This window comes from Ectopseudomonas composti (genome assembly GCF_001567565.1).
Classification (GTDB): Bacteria; Pseudomonadota; Gammaproteobacteria; order Pseudomonadales; family Pseudomonadaceae; genus Aquipseudomonas; species Aquipseudomonas composti_A.
On the sequence record NZ_LSSW01000029.1, the window covers coordinates 418,757 to 438,134 of the forward strand.

The window sequence follows — 19,378 nt, forward strand, 5'->3', positions numbered from 1 at the left end:
TGTGGACGTCAGCTTTCGCCAGTTGCAGGCTTTCGTGCTGATCGCCGAGCACCGCAGTTTCAGCCGCGCCGCCGAGCGTATCCATCTGTCGCAGCCGGCGCTCAGCTACAGCCTGCGCAAGCTGGAGGACGCCCTCGGGCTGGCCTTGCTGGCGCGCAACACGCGCAGTGTGGAGTTGACCGAGGCGGGGCTGCGTTTTCTCGAACAGGCGCGGCGTTTGCTGCGCGACATGGACAACGCCGTGCACGATGCACGCGAGCAGTTGCATCTTCAGAGCGGCTCGCTGCGTATCGCCGTGCTGCCCTCGGTGGCCATCGACCCGTTGCCGCGGGTCCTGCAGGAGTACCGGCGACGTTACCCCGGCATCGACATCAGCCTGAGCGATGGCCGCGCCGGGGAGATCCGTCAGTGGGTCAGTGCCGCCGAGGTGGATTTCGCCATCACCTCGGCAGTGGAGGATCTCGGCGCGCTGGATTTCCAGCCGCTGTACGACGACAGCCTGGTGTTGCTGGTGCGCGGTCATGAGCGGCTGCGCGGCAGGGCGCTGCTCGCTGCGCTGCGCGAGCAGGACTACATCGCCACCACCCGCGACACCAGTCTGCGCGGCATGGCCGACGAAACCCTGCAGCGCATGGGGCTGCTGCGTGAACCCGCCTGGGAGGTGGCGTACATGAGCAGCGCCGCCGCACTGGCGCGCGCGGGGTTGGGGTTCGCGCTGCTGCCGGCCAGCGTGGCCGATACCTTCAACAGCGATGGCAGCCTCGCGGTACAGGTGCTGAGCGAGGCGCCAGCGCGCAGCATTGGTCTGCTGCAGCGCAAGCCGTGCTACCTGAGCCCGCCGGCGCAGGCCTTCGTTGCCTTGTTGCGTCAGCAGATGGGCGGTGCTCAGGGACTATCCGCGACCGTCGATTCACGCGACAATCGCCCCCCTATTGAATGACTGCACGGGATACTTCTGCTTTGAACGCCGAGCTGCGCCGTCGAGCCTATCTCGATGCCATGCAGGTGGCCACCTGGTTGCCACGTACCGAGCTGCCCTTCGCTGCGCCGTCGCGTATGGAGCTGCTTGCGCCGCCGCCTGTCGACGAGGCGCCGGAAGTTGCCAGTGAGCCGCTGGCGGTGGTCGCCGAGGTGGTGCGCGAGGCACCGGCCGTACGGCCGAAGATCGAGATTCCGCGCCCGGGCGCCCAGCCGCGCCAGGCAGTTGTTGAACCGGTGGCGGAGGCTGAGCCTGTCGAGGAAAAGCCGGTTCGGGTCAGCGTTCCTCCGCCGCGATTTGCCTTGCAGCTGCTGCGCGCCGGGGATTGCGCCCTGCTGGTGGAGTTACCCACCGGCCAGTCTTTCCAGAGCCGCGATCCGGCTTACATCCTGCTCAAGGATCTGCTGCGCGCCGCCGGCCTGCCGGACAGCCCGCAACTGCTCGGCGAGCCGGTGCGCTGGCCGCTGCTGGTGCGCGGCAATATGGATCAGGGGCCGCAGGCAGCGCTGGAGTTCGTGCAGAGCTTCGTTGCCGCGCGCCTCGAAGAACAGCCCTGCACCTGCCTGTGGCTGGTCGGTCTGCCGGCCATTCGTTTCGCCGGCGAGGCTGACGAGCAGAGCTACAACCGCGAGTTGCAGATCGAAGGCCTCGGCGCCTGCTGGGCTGTGCCCGGGCTGGAGCTGCTGATGGAAGAGCCAGCGCGCAAGCGCGAGCTGTGGCAGGCCATGCGGCGCACGCGTCAGCGTTGGCTGGCGCCTGCACATTCCTGAGAACCCTGTCTTTGCGCCCGAGTGACGCCCAATGAGCGATGCGATTTCCTTCCGCCCGATGACCGAGGCGGATCTCGATGCCGTGCTGAAGATCGAATATGCGGCCTTCAGCCACCCCTGGACGCGCGGTATCTTCACCGACAGCCTCAAGTCCTATAACTGCTGGCTGATGTTCGAAGGCAATCAGCAGGTTGGTCATGGCGTGATCAACCTGATTCTCGACGAAGCGCACCTGCTCAATATCACCGTCAAGCCGGAAAGCCAGGGGCGTGGCCTCGGCCTGCGCCTGCTCGAACACCTGATGCAAGAGGCCTATGCCCTGGGTGGTCGTGAGTGCTTCCTGGAAGTGCGTGCCAGCAATCAGAGCGCTTACCGCCTGTACGAGCGCTTCGGCTTCAATGAAGTGGGTCGTCGTCGTGACTACTACCCGGCAGTCGGCGGCCGCGAGGATGCCCTGGTGATGGCCTGCACTCTGGTCGATTGAGGCAACAGAAGAGCGTCACGCTTTATCGATCCGCGCTGGTGATTGCCGATCCACATCAGCCCGGATGCCCATCGACCCGCGCTCGCCACAGCATCGGTGCGTAATGCCAGGCAAACAGGGCGAAGGCCGTGCTCCAGCATGCCGCCGCCAGCCATAACCCTCCGCTACCTGCTGTCACCCGAATCAGCGCGCCCAGATTGAGCAGGCCGAAGGCCCAGGCCATCGCCCTGGGCGGCTGCAGCGCGCGGCCGGTATGGCCGAGGCTGACCCGCGCCATCATCGCCAGAACCAGCCCACCCATGGCGCCCACCGCCAGCGCATGGCTGGCCAGGCTGGGTTGCCTCAGCCAGCCCAGATGCCAGGCAACCATGCCCAGCGTGGCGACCAGCAGCCAGGCGTAACCCAGGTGCAGTGACCACAGCAGCGGCACGCGCCAGATGCCATGCAGGTGCCAGCGCCACAGACGCAGACCATGCAGTACGCTCAGCACGATGAACGGCGCCGCCAGCCAGGGACTGGCCAGCAGGTTATGCCCGCTGGCGAACAGTGCGGCGACCAGCACGCCGCAGGCCAGTAGCAGGCGATCCAGCCAGGGATGCGCGGCGAAGGCTTCGACCCGGCCCAGACCGCGCTGGGTGAAGAAGGGGATCACCCGACCACCGATCAGGCTCAGCAGCACGGCGACCAGCCACAGTGCGGCCAGGACCCCGCGACGTTGCAGCTCGTCGTTGCCTTGCGCCAGGCCGGTCAACGTCAGCGACTGGCATAAGGCGAGCAGGCTCAGCACCAGAAGGAGCGGGTAGTTGTTGCGCTGCCTCGTCGTGATCAGCTGGCGTGCCATCTGCGCGATGAACAGCCCGATGAAGCCCAGTTGCAGCATGATCAGCACTGCCAGCGGCACGGGTATGAACCAGGCCAGACGGGCTGCCAACCATAGCCCGAACAGCGCAATCAGCGGTCGTCCGCTCAGGCCCGGACGCCCCGTCCAGGTCTGGACCGCGGTGAGCAGAAAGCCGGCGATGATCGCCAGGCCGAAGCCGAAAGGCATTTCGTGACGGTGCCAGGCCAGCATGCCGCCCGCTACCGCCGGGTTCGTCAGGCCATGCAGCGCCGCCGCCCAGAGGGCGACGGCGAGTAGGGCGAACAGAGCACCGGCGACGAAGAACGGGCGAAAGCCCAGGCGCCACAGAGGCGCGATGGCCAATGCCCGCTGGCGATCAAGCAAGTGCATACGCGCATGCCTCGTCTTTCAAGCGCTGCTTCGCGATCAGGCGCAATACGTAGCCGATCTTCAGGATGCTCGGGCCGAGCAGTGTCAGGCTGTGGGCCAGCACCAGCGTTGCCACATTCAGGTGCTGCTCCAGGCCATAGGCTGTCACCAGCCCCACCAGCAGCAGGATCAGGCCACCCCAGAGCAGTTGGCTGGACAGATGCAGAATGTGCGCAGGTGCAAGATTGAGCGGGTACATGGTTCACCTCCTCATCGATCAACTGTCCAGGGCCGAGGCCGGGCCGAAGAATTCGTAGCGGCTTTGCTCATCCGGTACGCCCAGCGCCTGCAGGTGACGTTTGACCTGTGCCATGAAGGGCTTCGGGCCAAGGAAGTAGGCATCCAGATCACGCTCGGCCGGCAGCCACTGCTGCAGCAGCTCGCGGCTGAGCAAACCTTCGGCATCGGCCTGGTCGCCCGCGCGCGGCTCGCTGTAGCAGACGTAGTGGCGAATCTGCGGGTGCTCGGCCGCATGGGCATCGACCCAGTCGCGGAAGGCATGCACCTCGGCATTGCGCGCGCAGTGGATGAAGTGGATCGGTCGGCCGCTGTGGCGTGCGGCATCAAGCATGGCCAGTGCCGGGGTGATGCCGACGCCGGCGCTGATCAGCGCCAGGGGCTTGTCCGACTCGCTCAGGGTGAACTCGCCTGCTGGCGGGAACAGCTCCAGCTCATCGCCGACCTGGACGTTATCGTGCAGATGGTTGGAGACCCGGCCGCCCGGTTCGCGCTTGACGCTGATGCGGTATTCGCGGCCGTTGGCCAGGGCCGACAGCGAGTAGTTGCGGCGCACTTCCTCGCCGTTCAGCAGCAGGCGCAGGCCGATGTACTGGCCAGGCTGATGGTCGAGCAGGGTGCCGCCATCGACAGGCTGCAGGTAGAAGGAAACGATCTCGGCACTCTCGGCCACCTTGCGCGCCACACGGAAGGCCCGCGCGCCGCGCCAGCCGCCGGGGGCTGCGGCATTTTGCGCGTACTGGCTCTCTTCTGCGCCGATAAGGATGTTGGCCAACTGCTGGTAGGCCACGGCCCAGGCCTCGATCACGGCGTCGGTGGCGATCTCCTCGCCCAGCACTTCGCGGATCGCGCGCAGCAGGCAGCTGCCGACGATGGGGTAGTGCTCGGGGAGAATCTGCAGCGACACGTGCTTGTTGACGACCTGCGCCACCAGCGGGCCGAGGGCTTCGAGGCGGTCGATGTGGCGGGCGTACATCAGCACGCCACCCGCCAGGGCGCGCGGCTGGTCGCCGCTGGCCTGGTGCGCCTGGTTGAACAGCGGACGCACCTCGGGGTACTCGCTGAGCATCATCTTGTAGAAGTGCGTGGTCAGTGCTTCGCCGCCGCTTTCCAACAACGGTACGGTGGCTTTGATCAGGTCACGTTGAGCGTGGGTGAGCATGGGGTATCTCCGCAAGGCAAATAAAAGGCGCCGGTGTGGCTCGTCTGGCCAGGTGTGGCGTGCTAGCGTTAGCGCGAGATACCTATCAGTAAGCGTGCCAGATAAATAATCTATAAATATCAATGGTTTGCTTATAATGCTGTGTTAATGACTCGCTGTGCATCTGGGTCATAAAGACAATGAGTAGTCGAAATGACCGCTAATCCTCTGCTGGAAACCCTGATTCCCCTGGTCGCCGATCTGTCCCGTGAGCTGGATGATGGTGAGCGTTACCGTCGCCTGCTCGCTGCGCTACGCCAGCTCTTTCCTTGCGATGCCGTAGCGCTGCTACGGCTCGATGGCGAGGTGTTGGTGCCGCTGGCGGTCGAGGGCCTGAGCGTCGATAGTCTGGGGCGGCGCTTCAGGGTCAGCGAGCATCCGCGTCTGGCCGCGCTGCTGGAGCATGCCGGGCCGACCCGTTTCGCTGCCGACTGCGGCCTGCCTGACCCCTACGACGGGCTGGTCGAGGGGCTGCATGGTCATCTGGAAGTGCATGATTGCCTAGGTTGTCCGCTGCATCTGGACGAACAGCTCTGGGGCCTGCTGACTCTGGACTCGCTTGACCCGGCCCGCTTCGGCCAGCTCGATCTGGACAGCCTCGATGCATTCGCCAGTCTGGCGGCCGCTACGGTCAAGGTCAGCCAGCGCATCAGTGTTCTTGCGCAGCGGGTCGAAGCCGAGCGCCAGCTCACCGAGCTGTACAAGCAGGCGCGCCAGCAACCGCGCGAACTGGTGGGGCAGAGCGCAGCGCTGCGCAAGCTGCAGGACGAGATTCGCCTGGTCGGCGACAGCCCGCTGACCGTGCTGATCACCGGCGAGACCGGCGTCGGCAAGGAGTTGGTAGCCGAAGCCATTCACGCCGCCTCGCCGCGTGCGCAGCGGCCGCTGGTCAGCATCAACTGCGCGGCACTGCCCGATGCGTTGGTGGAGAGCGAGCTGTTCGGCCACGTGCGCGGCGCCTTCTCCGGAGCGATGAGCGAGCGCAGCGGCAAGTTCGAGCTGGCCGATGGCGGCAGCCTGTTTCTCGACGAGGTGGGCGAGCTGCCGTTGGCGATCCAGGCCAAGCTGCTGCGTGTGCTGCAGAGTGGCCAGTTGCAGCGGGTCGGCTCGGATCGCGAGCACCGCGTCGACGTGCGGGTGATCGCTGCCACCAACCGTGACCTGGCGGCGGAGGTGCGCGCTGGCCGCTTTCGCGCCGACCTCTATCACCGGCTGAGCGTCTATCCGCTGCCGGTGCCGCCGCTGCGCGAGCGTGGCCGCGATGTGCTGTTGCTGGCCGGATATTTCCTCGAAGAAAACCGCGCCCGGCTCGGGTTGCGTAGCCTGCGCCTGAGTGCGGAGGCGCAGAAGGCGCTGCTGGGCCACGACTGGCCAGGCAACGTGCGTGAGCTGGAGCACCTGATCGGCCGCGCAGCGATCAAGGCGTTGGCGCGCCATGGCGAGCGCCCGCGTATTCTCAGTCTGGATGTCCAGGATCTGGACTTGCCTGCCAGCGAGACGCAGGTCATTGTCGAGGCGGTGCTGGCGTCCGGCGAGCCGGTGCCGGAGGGCGTGGAGCTGCGCACGGCGGTGGATGCCTTCCAGCGTCAGTTGATCGAACAGTGCCTGGCGCGCCATCAGGGCAAATGGGCCGACGCGGCGCGCGAGCTGGGGGTGGATCGCGCCAACCTCAGCCGCTTGGCCAGGCGCCTGGGCATTCGCTAGCCGGATTGTCGGATGGGCTTTAGCCGCGATCTGTTCATGTCGCGGCTAAAGCCCCTCCCACATTATCGGCATCTGCTCGTAGCCCGGATGCAATCCGGGGTCAGCAACTTCCGGATTTCATCCGGGCTACAGCTGGAATACCAGCGCCTTCAGGCCGCTCTCGGGGGAGATGTCGGGAAACTCCGGCGGGTTGTCCAGGCGCTCGACGAAGCGCAGTTGCGGCGCCTCGGCGGCCATGCCTTGGATAAGAAAGTCCGGGCCGATATCCGGGTCGTTGACGCAGGCCAGCACCGTGCCGTGCTCCGTCAGCAACTCGGGCAGGCGGCGCAGAATCTTGGCGTAGTCCTGGGTGAGGGCGAAGCTGCCTTTCTGGAAGCTCGGTGGATCGATGATCACCAGATCATAAGGGCCGCTCTTGCGCACCTTGCCCCAGGACTTGAACAGCTCATGACCGAGAAACTCCACTCTGGAGAGGTCGTGCTGGTTCAGGCGATGGTTGTCGCGCCCGCGTGACAGCGCGGCGCGTGCCATGTCCAGGTTGACCACCCGCTCGGCGCCACCGGCTATGGCCGCGACGGAGAAGCCGCAGGTGTAGGCAAACAGGTTGAGCACGCGTTTGCCGGCAGCCTGCTCACGCACCCACTGGCGACCCAGGCGCATGTCGAGGAACAGCCCGCTGTTCTGCTTGCTGCCCAGATCCAGCAGGTAGTGCAGGCCGTCCTCCATGATCGGCCATTGCGCCTGTGGCTCGCCGGCCAACCATTCGCTCTCGCTGCCGTGCACGTAGCGGTGCTGCAGCAGCAGACCGCGTGCGCCGCTGGCCTGCCATTGCGGCGTTGCCAGCAACTCGATCAGCAGCGGCTTGAGCTCGGGTGAGGGCTCGCGAAACAGCATCACCAGCACGATGCCGGACAGCCAGTCGACGGTGATCTGCTCCAGCCCAGGCCAGCAGCGGCCACGGCCATGGAACAGGCGCCGGGTCTCGCTGCCGGGATGGTTGTCCAGTGCCTGTAGCAAGTGCTCGCGCAGGGTGGTGAGGGCGGCGTCAGTCATCGCGGGTCAGCACTTCCAGCAGTTCGATCTCGAAGGTCAGGTCGGCGTTGGGCGGGATCGAACCGACGCTGCGTTCGCCATAACCCAGGTGCGCGGGGACCTGCAGCTTGCGCTTGCCGCCCACCTGCATACCTATCAGGCCCTGGTCCCAGCCCTTGATCACACGGCCCGTGCCGATCACGCACTGGAACGGCTTGCCGCGCGAGAAGGAGGAGTCGAACTCCGTGCCGTCGGCCAGCCAGCCGCGATATTGGGTGGTGATCAGGGCGCCCTTGACCACGGCCTTGCCGTCGCCGGGTTGCAGCTCTTCGATGATCAGTTGGTCAGTCATGTCGGGATGTCCTTGCGGTGACGGTTTTGGCTGGCCTGCACCGAGCGCTCGGCGGGCACGCGCAATTGAACCAGCAGGTAATCGGCAAAGGCGGGCGCATAGTTCTGCAGGGCGATGGCGCCGGCCATGCAGCTCAGCCAGCTTTCTGCCAGCGCCTGGTCGATTGGCCACTGCGCATGGAAGGCCGGGATGCTGATGCTGCCGTACTTCTCGGCGAACAGCCGCGGCCCGCCCAGCCAGCCGCTGAGAAAGCACACCAGCTTGTCACGCGAGGCGCTCAGGTCGGTTGGGTGCAGGGCGCGCAGGGCGGCGGCTTCGGGGCGTTCGTCCATCAGTCGGTAGAAGTCGTCGACCAGACGGCGCAGGCCATCGATACCGCCAGCAGCCTGGTAGGAGGCATCGCCGTTGCCGTAGGGAGGTGTGGTGCTCATCGAACCATCGTCCGGAAAAGGCGCCATTGTAACCGCTGGCGTAGAATGCTCGGCCAGTTTGGTTCGAGGTAATGGGCAACTGCAGAGGCTGTTTCTCCCCTCTCCCATTTATGGGAGAGGGGCCGGGGGAGAGGGGAAAGCTCGCACCCTCTCCCCAGCCCTCTCCCGCAAGCGGGAGAGGGGGTAGGCCGTGCTTGTCTGAAACGAAAATGACGCAACCCCAGCAAGGCTTCGTGCTCAGCCGCCATTGGCGCGATACGCCGGAGGGCACGGAAGTGGCCTTCTGGCTGGCGACCGATGCCGGCCCGCGCCAGATACGCCTGCCGTGCCAGGAATCGGTGGCCTTTATTCCGCTCGAGCAGCGCGCCTGGGCCGAGCCGCTGTTGCGCAATGAGCAGGGCGTCGAGCTGCGTGAACTGGCCCTGCGCGACTTCAAGCGCCGTCCGGTGCTGGGCCTGTACTGCCGCCAGTACCGCCAGTTGCTGCAGCTGGAGAAGAAGCTGCGTCAGGTCGGCGTAGACGTCTACGAGGCCGATGTCCGCCCGCCGGATCGCTACCTGATGGAGCGCTTTATCACCGCCAGCGTGCTCTTCGACGGTATCGAGCAGCCTGACGGCAGCCTGCTGTGCAAGTCGCTCAAACCCGCGCCCGAGTACCGCCCGACGCTGCGCCTGGTGTCGCTGGACATCGAGACCAGCGCCCATGGCGAGCTGTACTCCATCGCCCTGGAGGGTTGCGGCCAGCGCCAGGTCTATATGCTCGGGCCAGCCAATGGCGACGCCAGCCGCGTCGACTTCGACCTGGAGTACTGCGCCAGCCGCAAGGCGCTGCTCGAACGCCTGAACGCCTGGCTGGCGCAGCACGACCCGGACGCCATCATCGGCTGGAACCTGGTGCAGTTCGACCTGCGCGTGCTGCGCGATCACGCCGAGCAACTCAAGGTGCCGCTGCTGCTGGGACGTGGCGGCGACGTGATGGGCTGGCGCCAGCACAACAGCAGCCAGCATTACTTCGCCGAGGCGGCGGGGCGGCTGATCATCGACGGCATCGAGGCGCTGCGCTCGGCGACCTGGAGCTTCCCTTCGTTCAGCCTGGAATCGGTGGCGCAGACCCTGCTCGGCGAAGGCAAGGCCATCGATACGCCCTATGCGCGGATGGACGAGATCCAACGCATGTTCGACGAGGACAGGCCGGCGCTGGCGCACTACAACCTCAAGGACTGCGAGCTGGTCACGCGCATCTTCGCCCACACCGATCTGCTCGCCTTCCTCCTCGAACGTTCCAGTGTCACCGGCCTGGCGGCTGACCGCAGCGGCGGCTCGGTGGCGGCCTTCACCCACCTGTATCTGCCGCCCATGCATCGCCTGGGTTTCGTCGCGCCGAACCTCGGCGACATCCGTGGCGAGAACAGCCCCGGCGGTTTCGTCATGGATTCGCGCCCAGGGCTGTACGACTCGGTGCTGGTGCTGGACTACAAAAGCCTCTATCCCTCGATCATTCGCAGCTTCCTGATTGATCCGCTGGGCCTGGTCGAAGGGCTGCACCAGCCGGACGACGAGCACTCGGTGGAAGGTTTTCGTGGCGCCCGTTTCTCACGAACACGGCACTGCCTGCCGGCCATCGTCGAGCGCGTCTGGCAGGGGCGCGAGGTGGCCAAGCGTGATGGCAACGCGGCGCTGTCGCAGGCGCTGAAGATCATCATGAACGCTTTCTACGGCGTGCTCGGCTCCAGTGGCTGTCGTTTCTTCGATCCGCGCCTGGCTTCGTCGATCACCCTGCGCGGGCACCAGATCATGAAGCGCACCCGCGAGCTGATCGAAGCCGAGGGCCATGCAGTGATCTATGGCGACACCGACTCCACTTTCGTCTGGCTCGGCCGCGCCCATGACGAGGACGAGGCGACGCGTATCGGCCGTGCGCTGGTCGCCCGCGTCAACGCCTGGTGGCGCGAGCATCTGCAGAGTGAGTACGGCCTGAGCAGCGCGCTGGAATTGCAGTACGAAACCCATTACCGGCGCTTTCTCATGCCCACCATTCGCGGTACCGAGGAGGGCAGCAAGAAACGCTATGCCGGCCTGGTGCGGGCCGCCGATGGCAGCGAGCGCATGGTGTTCAAGGGCCTGGAGACGGTGCGCACCGACTGGTCGCCGTTGGCCCAGCGTTTCCAGCAGGAGCTGTATCGCCTGGTGTTCGCCGGCCAGCCCTATGAAGACTACGTGCGCGATTACGTGAAACGCACGCTAGCCGGTGAGCTGGACGAATTGCTGGTGTATCGCAAGCGCCTGCGCCGTCGCCTTGATGACTACCAGCGCAACGTGCCGCCACACGTACGCGCCGCGCGCCTGGCCGACGAGCACAACCAGCGCCTTGGTCGGCCGCTGCAATACCAGCGTGGCGGCTGGATCAGCTACCTGATCACCACTGGCGGGCCACAACCGCTGGAACGTCTGTTGTCGCCGGTGGATTACGAGCACTACATCAGCCGCCAGCTGAAACCGGTGGCCGAGGCCATCCTGCCGTTCGTCGGCGGCGAGTTCGAACGCCTGGTGGACGGCCAGCTCGGGCTGTTCTGAAAAGGCCCGGCGACCGCTCTAGCCTCAGGCTTTTGCGCTGCGACAAGGTCGCCAGGCCTGAAATACCCTGCAAAATTCGTCTCGTTGAGCGGCGTTCGCGGCCTGAGTATCGTTGCGCCCGTGATGCCGGGCCCCTCTGGCGGTTAACACCGCGATGTCGGAATCACAGTCTGTTCAATCTGACTGTAGGAGGGGCTCATGACTGCCCTAGAACCGTTTCTCTTCGCCGACTTCCTCGGCACGGCCACCTGGTTGTGGCTGGTCTTCATCGCTGTCGTCATCTCCCTGCTGGCCTTCGACCTTGGTGTGCTGCATCGCGATAACCGCGAAATCGGCGTGCGCGAGAGCCTGTTGCTGTCCGCCGGTTACATCACTGCGGGTCTGCTGTTCGGCGTCTGGGTGTTCTTCCAGAAGGGCGGCGACGCCAGCATGGATTACCTCACCGGCTTTCTGATCGAGAAATCGCTGTCGATGGACAACGTGTTTCTCATGGCCATGATCTTCAGCTTTCTCGCCATCCCGCGGCAGTACCAGCACAAGGTGCTGTTCTGGGGAATCATGGGCGTGCTGGTGCTGCGCGCGCTGATGATCGGCCTGGGCGCCGCGCTGATTCATGAGTTCAGCTGGATTCTCTATCTGTTCGGCGCCTTCCTGTTCGTTACCGGCATCAAGATGCTGTTCTCCAAGCTCGACGATGCGCCGGATCTGCAGAACAACGTGCTGGTGAAGTTCCTGCGCAAGCACCTGCGCGTGACCGATGATCTGCACGGCCAGCGCTTCTTCGTGCGGCAGGACGACGGTCAGGGCCGCAGCGTGCTGTGGGTGACGCCGCTATTCCTGGCGCTGATCCTGATCGAGTGCGCCGACCTGGTATTTGCCATCGACAGCGTGCCGGCGATCTTCGCCATCACCCAGGACCCCTTCATCGTCTACACCTCGAACATCTTCGCCATCCTCGGCCTGCGCGCCCTGTACTTCGCCCTGGCAGCGCTGATCCACCGCTTCGCCTACCTCAAGTACGCGCTGGCGCTGGTGCTGGTGTTCATCGGCGCGAAGATCTTCCTGGTCGGCATCATCGGCAAGATTCCGGCGGCAGTGTCGCTGAGCGTGACCCTGGGCCTGCTGATGGGTGGCGTGCTGCTGTCGCTGTACAAGACCCGAGGCCAGCAAGCCGAACCGCTTTGAAGTCCTCCCGGCCTCGCGTTTGGCGTGGTCGGGGCAACCTGAAACTGGAGAACCCTGGATGAACATCCCTTGCAAGAACCCCCTGGCGCTGGCGTCCCTGGCGATGGCCCTGATGATCCTGGTCGGTTGTGACGCGGCCGAGCAGTCGGCGCAGAAGCTCGCCGAAGAGGCGAAGAAGGAAGCACAGGCGTTGCTCGAGAACTCGGTCGGCGAGGTGGTCGATGAGGTCAACCGCCAGGTGGACGCGATGCAGGAGTCCACCAACCGTGCTCTGGGCAAAGACGACAAGGAGCGCGAACAGGACGCCGAGACGCCGCGGGTGGCGCCCGATAAGCCACTCGAGCAGGGCGTCGAAACCTGATCGCAAGCTGGCGCCGTTGACGACCGCTGGGCGGTTGGCTGGCGCCGTCACTTCCTCCTTGGCGAGCCCGGGTTTATCCTGCGCGCCTCTTTGGGGAGTAGCCTGCCGTCGCGTCAGCGTCGGCGCGTTGGTCAACATTCTCGGCAACCTGCCGTGGCCAACGCATCCGCTGGGATTGGTGAGACCAACGACAGTCCTGTGCCAGGTCGGGCGCGCAGTGGCGTGTCGTTGACTCAGGCCCGGCTGGAGTTTCCCTTGAATCCTCTCTCGCTGCTTCTTCTGTCCTTCGCCATGTCGACGGACGCCTTCGCCGCTGCCATCGGCAAGGGCTCGGGTCTGCACAAACCGCGCTTTGCCGAAGCCCTGCGTGCCGGGTTGATCTTCGGCAGCATCGAAGCCATCACGCCGCTGATTGGCTGGCTGATCGGCCAGGCCGCCAGTCGCTTCGTCCTGCAATGGGATCACTGGATCGCCTTCGTGCTGCTGCTCGGGCTCGGCGCGCACATGATCCATGCCGGGCTAAGCGCTGATAACGACGCGCCCGAAGACAAGCTCTCGCGCCATTCCTTCTGGGTGCTGGCCGTCACCGCCCTGGCCACCAGCATCGATGCCCTGGCAGTCGGCGTGAGCCTGGCGTTCGTCGAGGTGAACATCCTGGTCGCAGCACTTTGTATCGGTTTGGCCACCACCCTGATGGTGACATTGGGCATGTTGCTCGGTCGTATGCTGGGCCAACTGGTCGGCAAGCGCGCCGAAATCCTCGGTGGCGTGGTGCTGATGCTGGTGGGCGCGACGATTCTCTACGAACACTTTGCGAGTCTATAAACATGAACATGCCCCTGCGCTTTCTGCGAAACGCACTGCTGGCTGCAGCCTTGCTGGTCACCGCTGCCCTGACGTTCTTCGCCTGGCAGTACTTCTTTCCGGTACAGGCTGCCAGCGGCTGGTCGTATCGCGTCGCCTACGATGGCGTGCAGAAGGCCGCCGGGCTGGCGCGGGATGCGGGTGGCGGCATCCTGGTCAGCCAGGAGCTGCAGGATGGCCGAGGCAATATCCTGCTGATGCAGCCTGATGGTGATCGTGAAGTGGTGGTCGAGGGCCTGTCCAAACCCGATGGCCTGCTCAGCGCGCGCGGAGGCCTGGTGTTCAGTCAGGAGTCGGGCGACAAGCCGGTCAGCTTCCTGCAGGGCAAGCGGGTCTCCGAGCTGTTCGAGGGCGATCAGGTGCAAGGGCTGTGGGACGACGGTCGTTACCTCTATGCCATCGAGGATCGCAAGGGCAACGGCCGGCTCTGGCGCTACCGCTGGGATGACCGGCAACTGAGCGTGGTGCGCGACAACCTGTCGGAAACCGAGTCGATCACCCGCTGCACGGACGGGCGCATGCTCTACAGCGAAAAGGAAACCGGGGTGATTCGCGAGCTGCGCGAGGATGGTCGCGACCCGGTGGTGATCGAGGGGCTGCGTAACCCGACCTTCATGCTGTGTGACGAACAGGGCCTGTGGATCAGCGAGGACTCGACCCATCGTGCCCGCCTGCTGCTGGTCGATGCCCAGGGCGAGCAGACCACGGTGCTGTCCTTCCTCAAGGCGCCGCAGGCGATCCTGCCGTTGGACGATGGTCGCTACCTGATCGCCGAGGGCGGTCGGGATCGAGTGCTGGAGTTGAGTGTGGTGAAAGCGGCTGGCCGCCTGAAAAAGGCCGAGGGCACCACAGGCCGGCAGGGCGGCTGAAGCCCTGCTGACTGCTCAGCTGCGCAGGCGCAGCGGGCTGAGCAGCGCCTCGCTAAGGCCGGCTCTCAGCAGCTCTTCCGGCAGCGGCTGGCGACGGATCAAGGCTGCACAGGCCTGGCCCATGGCGGCGCTGGTCTGAATGCCGTAACCGCCTTGTGCCGCCACCCAGAAGAAATCCTCCGCCTGAGGATCGAAGCCGCCGACCAGATCGCCGTCGGCGACGAAGCTGCGCAGGCCAGCCCAGGTGTGCGCGGGCCGGCGAATCTGCAGTGTGGTGTGGCTTTCGATCTGGTGGATGCCCAGGGCGATGTCCAGCTCCTCGGGCTGCACGTCGTGCGGCGCCACCGGATCGGCATTGGCCGGCGAGCCGAGCAACAGGCCTGCATCGGGTTTGAAGTAGAACGACTCATCCAGGCTGACCAGCGCCGGCCAGTGCTGGCAGTCGATGCCTGCCGGACCGTTGAAGGTGAAGGCTGCACGGCGCTTGGGCTGCAGGCCGATGCCGGGCAGGCCGGCCAGACGCGCGATGTCGTCGCACCAGGCGCCGGCCGCATTGATCAGTACGTCCGCGCGATAGCTCTGCCCGGCACAATCTACCTGCCAGCCGTCGGCGTGGCGGCTGATCGACAGCACCTCGCGGTTGCAGTGAATCTCCCCGCCTTGCTGGCGGATGCCACGCAGGTAGCCCTGGTGCAGCGCTGCGCTGTCAATATCGGCGGCGCTGGGGTCGAGCAATGCGCCATGCACGAGTTCGCGGCGCAGTACCGGAACCAGCGCGCAGGCCTCTTCAGCGCCGAGCAGGCGAGCCTCTGCCACATGCTCGCGGGCCTGTTCGTACTGGCGTTGCAGTTCGGCGGCGTCAGCGTTGAAATCCACCACCAGCTCGCCACGCGGAGTGAGCAGGGCGTGCTCGGCGAAACCGGCGGGAGGGGCGTCGTAGAAGGCACGGCTGGCGGCGGTCAGTGCGCGGACCTGCGGCGTGCCGTAGGCCACCGTATACAGCGCCGCCGAGCGGCCAGTGGCGTGATACCCGGGTTGCGTCTCGCGCTCGAGCAGCAGCGTCCTGCCGTGGCTGGCGAGAAAGTAGCCGGTGGAGGCGCCGGCAATACCGGCGCCGATGATGAGGTAGTCGCAGTGTTGCATGGCGTATCGATCAACTGGGTCAAATGAAAAAGGCGAAGCTGGAGGGCTTCGCCTTTGTTCTGCCTCTGCCGTCTCAGTGCTTGCGCGGCACCGGCTTGAGCAGCTCGTCCGGCGGCATTTCGCACTGGATCTTGCGGCCGATCAGCTCCTCGATGGGCGGCAGGGCGAAGGCGTCGTCCTCACCGGCGAAGCTGATCGAGGTGCCGCTGGTGCCGGCACGACCGGTGCGGCCGATACGGTGCACGTAGTCGTCGGGGTCTTCCGGCAGGGTGAAGTTGATCACGTGGCTGATGGCATCGACGTGGATGCCGCGACCGGCCACGTCGGTGGCGACCATGACGCGGATCTTGCCTTCGCGGAAGCCTTCCAGCGCGCGGATACGCTTGTGCTGAGGGATATCACCGGACATCTGCACGGCGCTGATGCCGTCGCGGGTCAGGCGCTCTTCGATGCGCCGTACTTCATCCTTGCGGTTGGCGAAGACCATTACCCGGGTCCAGTCGTTCTGGCTGATCAGGTTGTACAGCAGCTTGTACTTGTCGCTGGAGGCGACGGCGTAGACGTGCTGCTCGACGGTGTCGCTGGCAACGTTTTCCGGCTCGATCTCGACGATGGCCGGGTTGACCGTCCACTGCTTGGCCAGGTTCATCACGTCTTCGGTGAAGGTGGCGGAGAACAGCAGGGTCTGACGGTCGCCCTTCATCGGCGTCTGGCGGATGATCTGGCGTACCTGCGGGATGAAGCCCATGTCGAGCATGCGGTCGGCTTCGTCCAGCACCATCACTTCGACCATGTCCAGGTGTACTTCGCCGCGCTGGTTGAAGTCCAGCAGGCGGCCCGGCGTGGCCACGAGGATGTCGCAGAAGCGCGATTCCAGCTGCTTGAGCTGTTTGTCGAAGTCCATGCCACCGACGAACTGCATGACGTTGAGGCCGGTGTACTTGGTCAGCTCCGCTGCGTCCTTGGCGATCTGTACCACCAGTTCGCGGGTCGGCGCGATGATCAGCGCGCGCGGCTCACCCATGTAGCGCTCTTTCGGCGCCGGGGTCTGCAGCAGCTGGGTGATGATCGAGATGAGGAAGGCGGCGGTCTTGCCGGTGCCGGTCTGGGCCCGGCCGATGGCGTCCTGACCCTTGAGGGTATAACCCAGCACGCCGGCCTGGATCGGTGTGCAATAGGGGAAACCGAGGTCGTGGATGGCGTGCATCAGCTCGGGTGCGAGCTTGAAGTCATGGAAGCGGGTCTTGCCTTCGGCGGGTTCGACCACGAAGTCTTCCAGTTTCCAGGTGTCCACCGGTTTGGCCGGGCGCTCGCGACGCGGTTTGTCGGCTTTGGACGAGCGTGGCTGCTGTGGCGCGGGGCTCTCGCCGGCGCTCTCGCTGGCAGTGCGGGCGGGCTTGTTCGTGCGGGGATGCTTGTCTTCGGCGTCACGGCTCTGGGCCGGCGCTGCTACGGGTGACGGCGCTGGTTGTGGCTGCTCGTCTTCGGCTTTGCCGAACATTTTCTTGAGTGCTTTGAGCACGGGCTTCTCATCGATTGGTTAAGGAGTGAACGCTCGCCAGTGTAATGCAAGACGCGAGCGTGGCGAAGTGCTTCGCTCGCGTCTGTCAAGAGCAGGCTGCAACCCGTGCCTCAGTTTTCCGGCAGGCTGGCCAACAGCAGGCGCTGCACGTTGCCGCCCATGATCGCGGCGATGGCGGCATCGTCGAAGCCGGCGCTTTGCAGCCCTTCGGTGATCTGTGCCAGGCCGGTGACATCGAACGGTGTATGCACGGTGCCGTTGAAGTCCGAGCCCAGGGCCACGTGCTCGACGCCGACCAGGTCCGCCGTGTAGCGGATGGCCTTGACGATGGCGGCGACCGAGGTGTCGCACACCGCGGTGCTCCAGTAGCCGATGCCGATTACCCCGCCGCTGGCGGCGATGGCCCGGATGTGCCTGTCGCTGAGGTTGCGCGTGCCGGCGCAGGTGCCCTCGACGCCCGTGTGCGAGACCAGCACCGGGCGCGTGGCCATGGCCAGCACGTCGTCGATCAGCGGGCGCGAGGCGTGGGCCAGGTCCACCAGCATGGATTTCTCTTCCAGGCGTGCGATCACCTGGCGCCCCAGCGGGGTCAGCCCGCCTTTTTCCAGACCATGGGCCGAGCCGCCGACCTCGTTATCGAAGAAGTGGGTCAGGCCGGCGATGCGGAAGCCCGCGTCATATAGCACGTCGATGTTTTCCAGCTTGCCTTCGATGGGCTGCAAGCCTTCGGTGGCCAGCAGGCCGGCGACACGACGCGGATCCTGTTGCCAGGCTTCGATGAAGCGTGCCAGGTCCGCGCGGGTGCGGATCAGCACCAGGCGTCCGTCACTGCCGGCGCTGGCGTCCTTGAGTTTCTGCGCCTGGTACAGCGCACGCTGCAGCAGGCTGCTCCAGGTTTCCCGCGGCCAGCGCTGGGCCATGGCCAGCAGGGTGATGTTGTCGCTGTCGGCGCCATTGCTCTCCATGTTCAGCCCGCGTGGCGTCTTGGTCACGGTGGAGAACACCTGCAGGCCGAGGCGGCCTTCGAGCATGCGCGGCAGGTCGGAGTGGCCGTAGTCGTAGCGCTTGAGCAGGTCGCGCTCCCAGAGCAGGGCGTCGTCGTGCAGATCGGCGACGAACAGCCCCTGGTGCAGCTTCTGCGCACCGGCGCTGGCGGGGTAGGGCGGCGGGCTGGCGACGCTGTTCATCTGTGCGTCGAGCACTTGGGGCAGGCCCAGAACGGCCAGGGCGGAGAGGGGGACGAGCAGGAGTCCGGCGATCAGCAGTTTGCGCATGAGGAGCCATCCAGGCGTGTTGTTATGCCGGCCACTCTAGCAGGGAATGCGAGGCGCGCTGCGCTTGGACTGTCAACCGCTGAGGCAGTTACGCCCTTGCTGCTTGGCCTGGTACAGCGCGGCATCGGCACGCGCGATCAGGCCCTGCAGGCTGTCCTGATGTTGCATCTGCGCCAGGCCAATGGAGATGGTAACGCCAGGCAGTACGCCGACTGGCGAGTAGAAGGAGGTGATCTGCTCCAGGCTGATGCGCAGGCGTTCACCGATGCTGCGTGCGTCCTCAGCGGCGATCTCCGGCAGCAGAATGACGAATTCCTCGCCACCGAATCGAATCAGGCTGTCCTTGGGGCGTAACTGGCTGCGCAGGGTATGCGCGACCAGGCACAGTGCGTAGTCACCCGCGAGGTGGCCGTGCTGGTCGTTGTAAGCCTTGAAATGGTCGACATCCAGCATCAGTAGCGAAATGGGGTCGTCGTTGAAGGCGCAGCGGGTGCTTTCGCGCTCGAACACGTGATCCAGCCAGCGCCGGTTGAAGCAGCCGGTGAGGGTGTCGACATTGGCATTCTGCTCGCTGTCGAGAATCTGCCGGTTGCCCTGGCGCACGCGTTCGCAAAGCAGTTCCAGCAGGTTCTGCATCATCTGCGGAGAGTGCTGGAACAATGCGACCAGCGACTCGCGATGCAGGCGCAGCACGGTGGAGGGACGTTCGGCCACCACGTAGGCGGAAGGGTGTTCGTTGTCGATGAAGCTGATTTCACCGGCGCAGTCGCCTACTTCGAGGGTGCTCACGGGCTGGTTGTCCAGTGAGCCCAGGTAGACGCGCAGCTGCCCCTCGATCAGCAGATAGAGGTGCTGGTTACGGTTGAATGGGGAGAGCAGCACTTCGCCAGCTTCCAGCTCGCAGGCGCGAAATTCCTGCAGCAGCTGATTCAGGCTGCTGGTGGCGACATTCTGAAAGAGTCGCAGGTGCTGAACTTGCTGCAGGTCTGCCTGCCAGTGCGCCGGTTTCATCGCGATCTCGTCGGGCCTGGCCGAGCGAATAGGCCTGAGGGCACCGTCAACGCTCCCTGTCGTGTCTACGGATGGTTTTAGACAGTATTCCCGGCACTCGGGCGTGGCAAAGCTCG

General features: G+C 65.3%; 19 protein-coding genes and 1 riboswitch. Of the genes, 9 read left to right on the forward strand and 10 right to left on the reverse strand.

What is annotated here, in order from left to right; translation table 11 throughout:
* Position 1 precedes the first annotated feature (1 nt).
* The 3 genes from PCLY_RS18435 to rimI are packed head-to-tail and all read left to right on the forward strand — an operon-like array spanning position 2 to position 2,233.
* Positions 2–940, forward strand: coding sequence for a LysR family transcriptional regulator (locus PCLY_RS18435; protein ID WP_082768106.1), 939 nt, complete (start codon positions 2–4; stop codon positions 938–940).
* Between the two features lie 20 nt (positions 941–960).
* Complete coding sequence (locus PCLY_RS18440; protein ID WP_156458617.1) at positions 961–1,749, forward strand: energy transducer TonB; 789 nt, start codon at positions 961–963, stop codon at positions 1,747–1,749.
* Between the two features lie 31 nt (positions 1,750–1,780).
* Positions 1,781–2,233 carry a ribosomal protein S18-alanine N-acetyltransferase gene (gene rimI / locus PCLY_RS18445; protein WP_061241061.1) on the forward strand — a complete coding sequence of 151 codons (453 nt, stop codon included), beginning with the start codon at positions 1,781–1,783 and terminating at the stop codon, positions 2,231–2,233.
* Between the two features lie 55 nt (positions 2,234–2,288).
* Here the strand turns inward: rimI and PCLY_RS18450 are convergent, their stop codons facing one another.
* Genes PCLY_RS18450 through hmpA form a run of 3 tightly spaced genes read right to left on the reverse strand, consistent with a single transcriptional unit; the run spans position 2,289 to position 4,902 of the window.
* Positions 2,289–3,464, reverse strand: a complete 1,176-nt coding sequence (locus PCLY_RS18450) for an NnrS family protein (RefSeq protein ID WP_061241062.1) — start codon at positions 3,462–3,464, stop codon at positions 2,289–2,291.
* Complete coding sequence (locus PCLY_RS18455) at positions 3,451–3,702, reverse strand: hypothetical protein (RefSeq protein ID WP_061241063.1); 252 nt, start codon at positions 3,700–3,702, stop codon at positions 3,451–3,453. Before PCLY_RS18455 ends, PCLY_RS18450 begins: the two co-directional genes overlap by 14 nt.
* A gap of 18 nt (positions 3,703–3,720) precedes the next feature.
* Complete coding sequence (gene hmpA, locus PCLY_RS18460; protein ID WP_061241064.1) at positions 3,721–4,902, reverse strand: NO-inducible flavohemoprotein; 1,182 nt, start codon at positions 4,900–4,902, stop codon at positions 3,721–3,723.
* A 192-nt stretch (positions 4,903–5,094) separates the two neighbouring features.
* Here hmpA and norR point away from each other — a divergent pair, with 192 nt between their 5' ends.
* Complete coding sequence (gene norR, locus PCLY_RS18465) at positions 5,095–6,645, forward strand: nitric oxide reductase transcriptional regulator NorR (protein ID WP_061241065.1); 1,551 nt, start codon at positions 5,095–5,097, stop codon at positions 6,643–6,645.
* Between the two features lie 126 nt (positions 6,646–6,771).
* Here the strand turns inward: norR and PCLY_RS18470 are convergent, their stop codons facing one another.
* From PCLY_RS18470 to PCLY_RS18480, 3 genes are read right to left on the reverse strand one after another with little or no spacing between them, the layout of a single operon-like run.
* A complete protein-coding gene (locus PCLY_RS18470; RefSeq protein WP_061241066.1) occupies positions 6,772–7,698 on the reverse strand; it encodes a class I SAM-dependent methyltransferase in 927 nt (308 codons plus the stop codon).
* Positions 7,691–8,029, reverse strand: a complete 339-nt coding sequence (locus tag PCLY_RS18475) for an FKBP-type peptidyl-prolyl cis-trans isomerase (protein ID WP_061241067.1) — start codon at positions 8,027–8,029, stop codon at positions 7,691–7,693. The genes PCLY_RS18470 and PCLY_RS18475 overlap by 8 nt, the downstream gene beginning before the upstream one ends.
* Positions 8,026–8,460 carry a group II truncated hemoglobin gene (locus tag PCLY_RS18480; RefSeq protein WP_197432202.1) on the reverse strand — a complete coding sequence of 145 codons (435 nt, stop codon included), beginning with the start codon at positions 8,458–8,460 and terminating at the stop codon, positions 8,026–8,028. The genes PCLY_RS18475 and PCLY_RS18480 overlap by 4 nt, the downstream gene beginning before the upstream one ends.
* A gap of 209 nt (positions 8,461–8,669) precedes the next feature.
* Between PCLY_RS18480 and PCLY_RS18485 the strand changes: the two genes are divergently transcribed.
* The 5 genes from PCLY_RS18485 (at position 8,670) to PCLY_RS18505 (ending at position 14,312) form a co-directional block, all read left to right on the forward strand.
* Positions 8,670–11,033, forward strand: a complete 2,364-nt coding sequence (locus PCLY_RS18485) for a DNA polymerase II (RefSeq protein WP_061241069.1) — start codon at positions 8,670–8,672, stop codon at positions 11,031–11,033.
* Positions 11,034–11,231: 198 nt separating this feature from the next.
* Positions 11,232–12,218, forward strand: a complete 987-nt coding sequence (locus tag PCLY_RS18490) for a TerC family protein (protein ID WP_061241070.1) — start codon at positions 11,232–11,234, stop codon at positions 12,216–12,218.
* Between the two features lie 58 nt (positions 12,219–12,276).
* The gene (locus tag PCLY_RS18495) at positions 12,277–12,579 is read left to right on the forward strand and encodes a hypothetical protein (RefSeq protein WP_061241071.1); all 303 of its coding nucleotides are present in this window, start codon (positions 12,277–12,279) and stop codon (positions 12,577–12,579) included.
* A gap of 85 nt (positions 12,580–12,664) precedes the next feature.
* A riboswitch (yybP-ykoY riboswitch) is annotated at positions 12,665–12,829 on the forward strand.
* 5 nt (positions 12,830–12,834) lie between these two features.
* Positions 12,835–13,404: a manganese efflux pump MntP gene (gene mntP / locus PCLY_RS18500; protein ID WP_061241072.1), complete on the forward strand. Its 570-nt coding sequence runs from the start codon at positions 12,835–12,837 to the stop codon at positions 13,402–13,404.
* 2 nt (positions 13,405–13,406) lie between these two features.
* A complete protein-coding gene (locus PCLY_RS18505; protein ID WP_061241073.1) occupies positions 13,407–14,312 on the forward strand; it encodes an SMP-30/gluconolactonase/LRE family protein in 906 nt (301 codons plus the stop codon).
* Between the two features lie 15 nt (positions 14,313–14,327).
* Here the strand turns inward: PCLY_RS18505 and PCLY_RS18510 are convergent, their stop codons facing one another.
* The 4 genes from PCLY_RS18510 to PCLY_RS18525 all read right to left on the reverse strand — a co-directional run bounded on the left by PCLY_RS18510 (position 14,328) and on the right by PCLY_RS18525 (position 19,262).
* Positions 14,328–15,455: an NAD(P)/FAD-dependent oxidoreductase gene (locus tag PCLY_RS18510; RefSeq protein WP_061241074.1), complete on the reverse strand. Its 1,128-nt coding sequence runs from the start codon at positions 15,453–15,455 to the stop codon at positions 14,328–14,330.
* A gap of 73 nt (positions 15,456–15,528) precedes the next feature.
* A complete protein-coding gene (rhlB, locus tag PCLY_RS18515) occupies positions 15,529–16,977 on the reverse strand; it encodes an ATP-dependent RNA helicase RhlB (RefSeq protein ID WP_061241075.1) in 1,449 nt (482 codons plus the stop codon).
* A gap of 110 nt (positions 16,978–17,087) precedes the next feature.
* Positions 17,088–18,251 carry a dipeptidase gene (locus PCLY_RS18520; RefSeq protein WP_061241076.1) on the reverse strand — a complete coding sequence of 388 codons (1,164 nt, stop codon included), beginning with the start codon at positions 18,249–18,251 and terminating at the stop codon, positions 17,088–17,090.
* Positions 18,252–18,323: 72 nt separating this feature from the next.
* Positions 18,324–19,262 (reverse strand): GGDEF domain-containing protein, encoded by a 939-nt coding sequence (locus PCLY_RS18525; RefSeq protein WP_061241077.1) that lies wholly within the window; start codon positions 19,260–19,262, stop codon positions 18,324–18,326.
* Positions 19,263–19,378: the final 116 nt, after the last annotated feature.

Coding starts and splice junctions, on each gene's coding strand:
- rimI (WP_061241061.1), top strand. CDS start 1,781: ATGAGCGATGCGATTTCCTTCCGCCCGATGACCGAGGCGGATCTCGAT.
- PCLY_RS18450 (WP_061241062.1), bottom strand. CDS start 3,464: ATGCACTTGCTTGATCGCCAGCGGGCATTGGCCATCGCGCCTCTGTGG.
- PCLY_RS18520 (WP_061241076.1), bottom strand. CDS start 18,251: ATGCGCAAACTGCTGATCGCCGGACTCCTGCTCGTCCCCCTCTCCGCC.
- PCLY_RS18505 (WP_061241073.1), top strand. CDS start 13,407: ATGAACATGCCCCTGCGCTTTCTGCGAAACGCACTGCTGGCTGCAGCC.
- PCLY_RS18525 (WP_061241077.1), bottom strand. CDS start 19,262: ATGAAACCGGCGCACTGGCAGGCAGACCTGCAGCAAGTTCAGCACCTG.
- PCLY_RS18480 (WP_197432202.1), bottom strand. CDS start 8,460: ATGAGCACCACACCTCCCTACGGCAACGGCGATGCCTCCTACCAGGCT.
- PCLY_RS18485 (WP_061241069.1), top strand. CDS start 8,670: ATGACGCAACCCCAGCAAGGCTTCGTGCTCAGCCGCCATTGGCGCGAT.
- PCLY_RS18455 (WP_061241063.1), bottom strand. CDS start 3,702: ATGTACCCGCTCAATCTTGCACCTGCGCACATTCTGCATCTGTCCAGC.
- hmpA (WP_061241064.1), bottom strand. CDS start 4,902: ATGCTCACCCACGCTCAACGTGACCTGATCAAAGCCACCGTACCGTTG.
- PCLY_RS18475 (WP_061241067.1), bottom strand. CDS start 8,029: ATGACTGACCAACTGATCATCGAAGAGCTGCAACCCGGCGACGGCAAG.
- PCLY_RS18495 (WP_061241071.1), top strand. CDS start 12,277: ATGAACATCCCTTGCAAGAACCCCCTGGCGCTGGCGTCCCTGGCGATG.
- PCLY_RS18490 (WP_061241070.1), top strand. CDS start 11,232: ATGACTGCCCTAGAACCGTTTCTCTTCGCCGACTTCCTCGGCACGGCC.
- PCLY_RS18470 (WP_061241066.1), bottom strand. CDS start 7,698: ATGACTGACGCCGCCCTCACCACCCTGCGCGAGCACTTGCTACAGGCA.
- PCLY_RS18510 (WP_061241074.1), bottom strand. CDS start 15,455: ATGCAACACTGCGACTACCTCATCATCGGCGCCGGTATTGCCGGCGCC.
- norR (WP_061241065.1), top strand. CDS start 5,095: ATGACCGCTAATCCTCTGCTGGAAACCCTGATTCCCCTGGTCGCCGAT.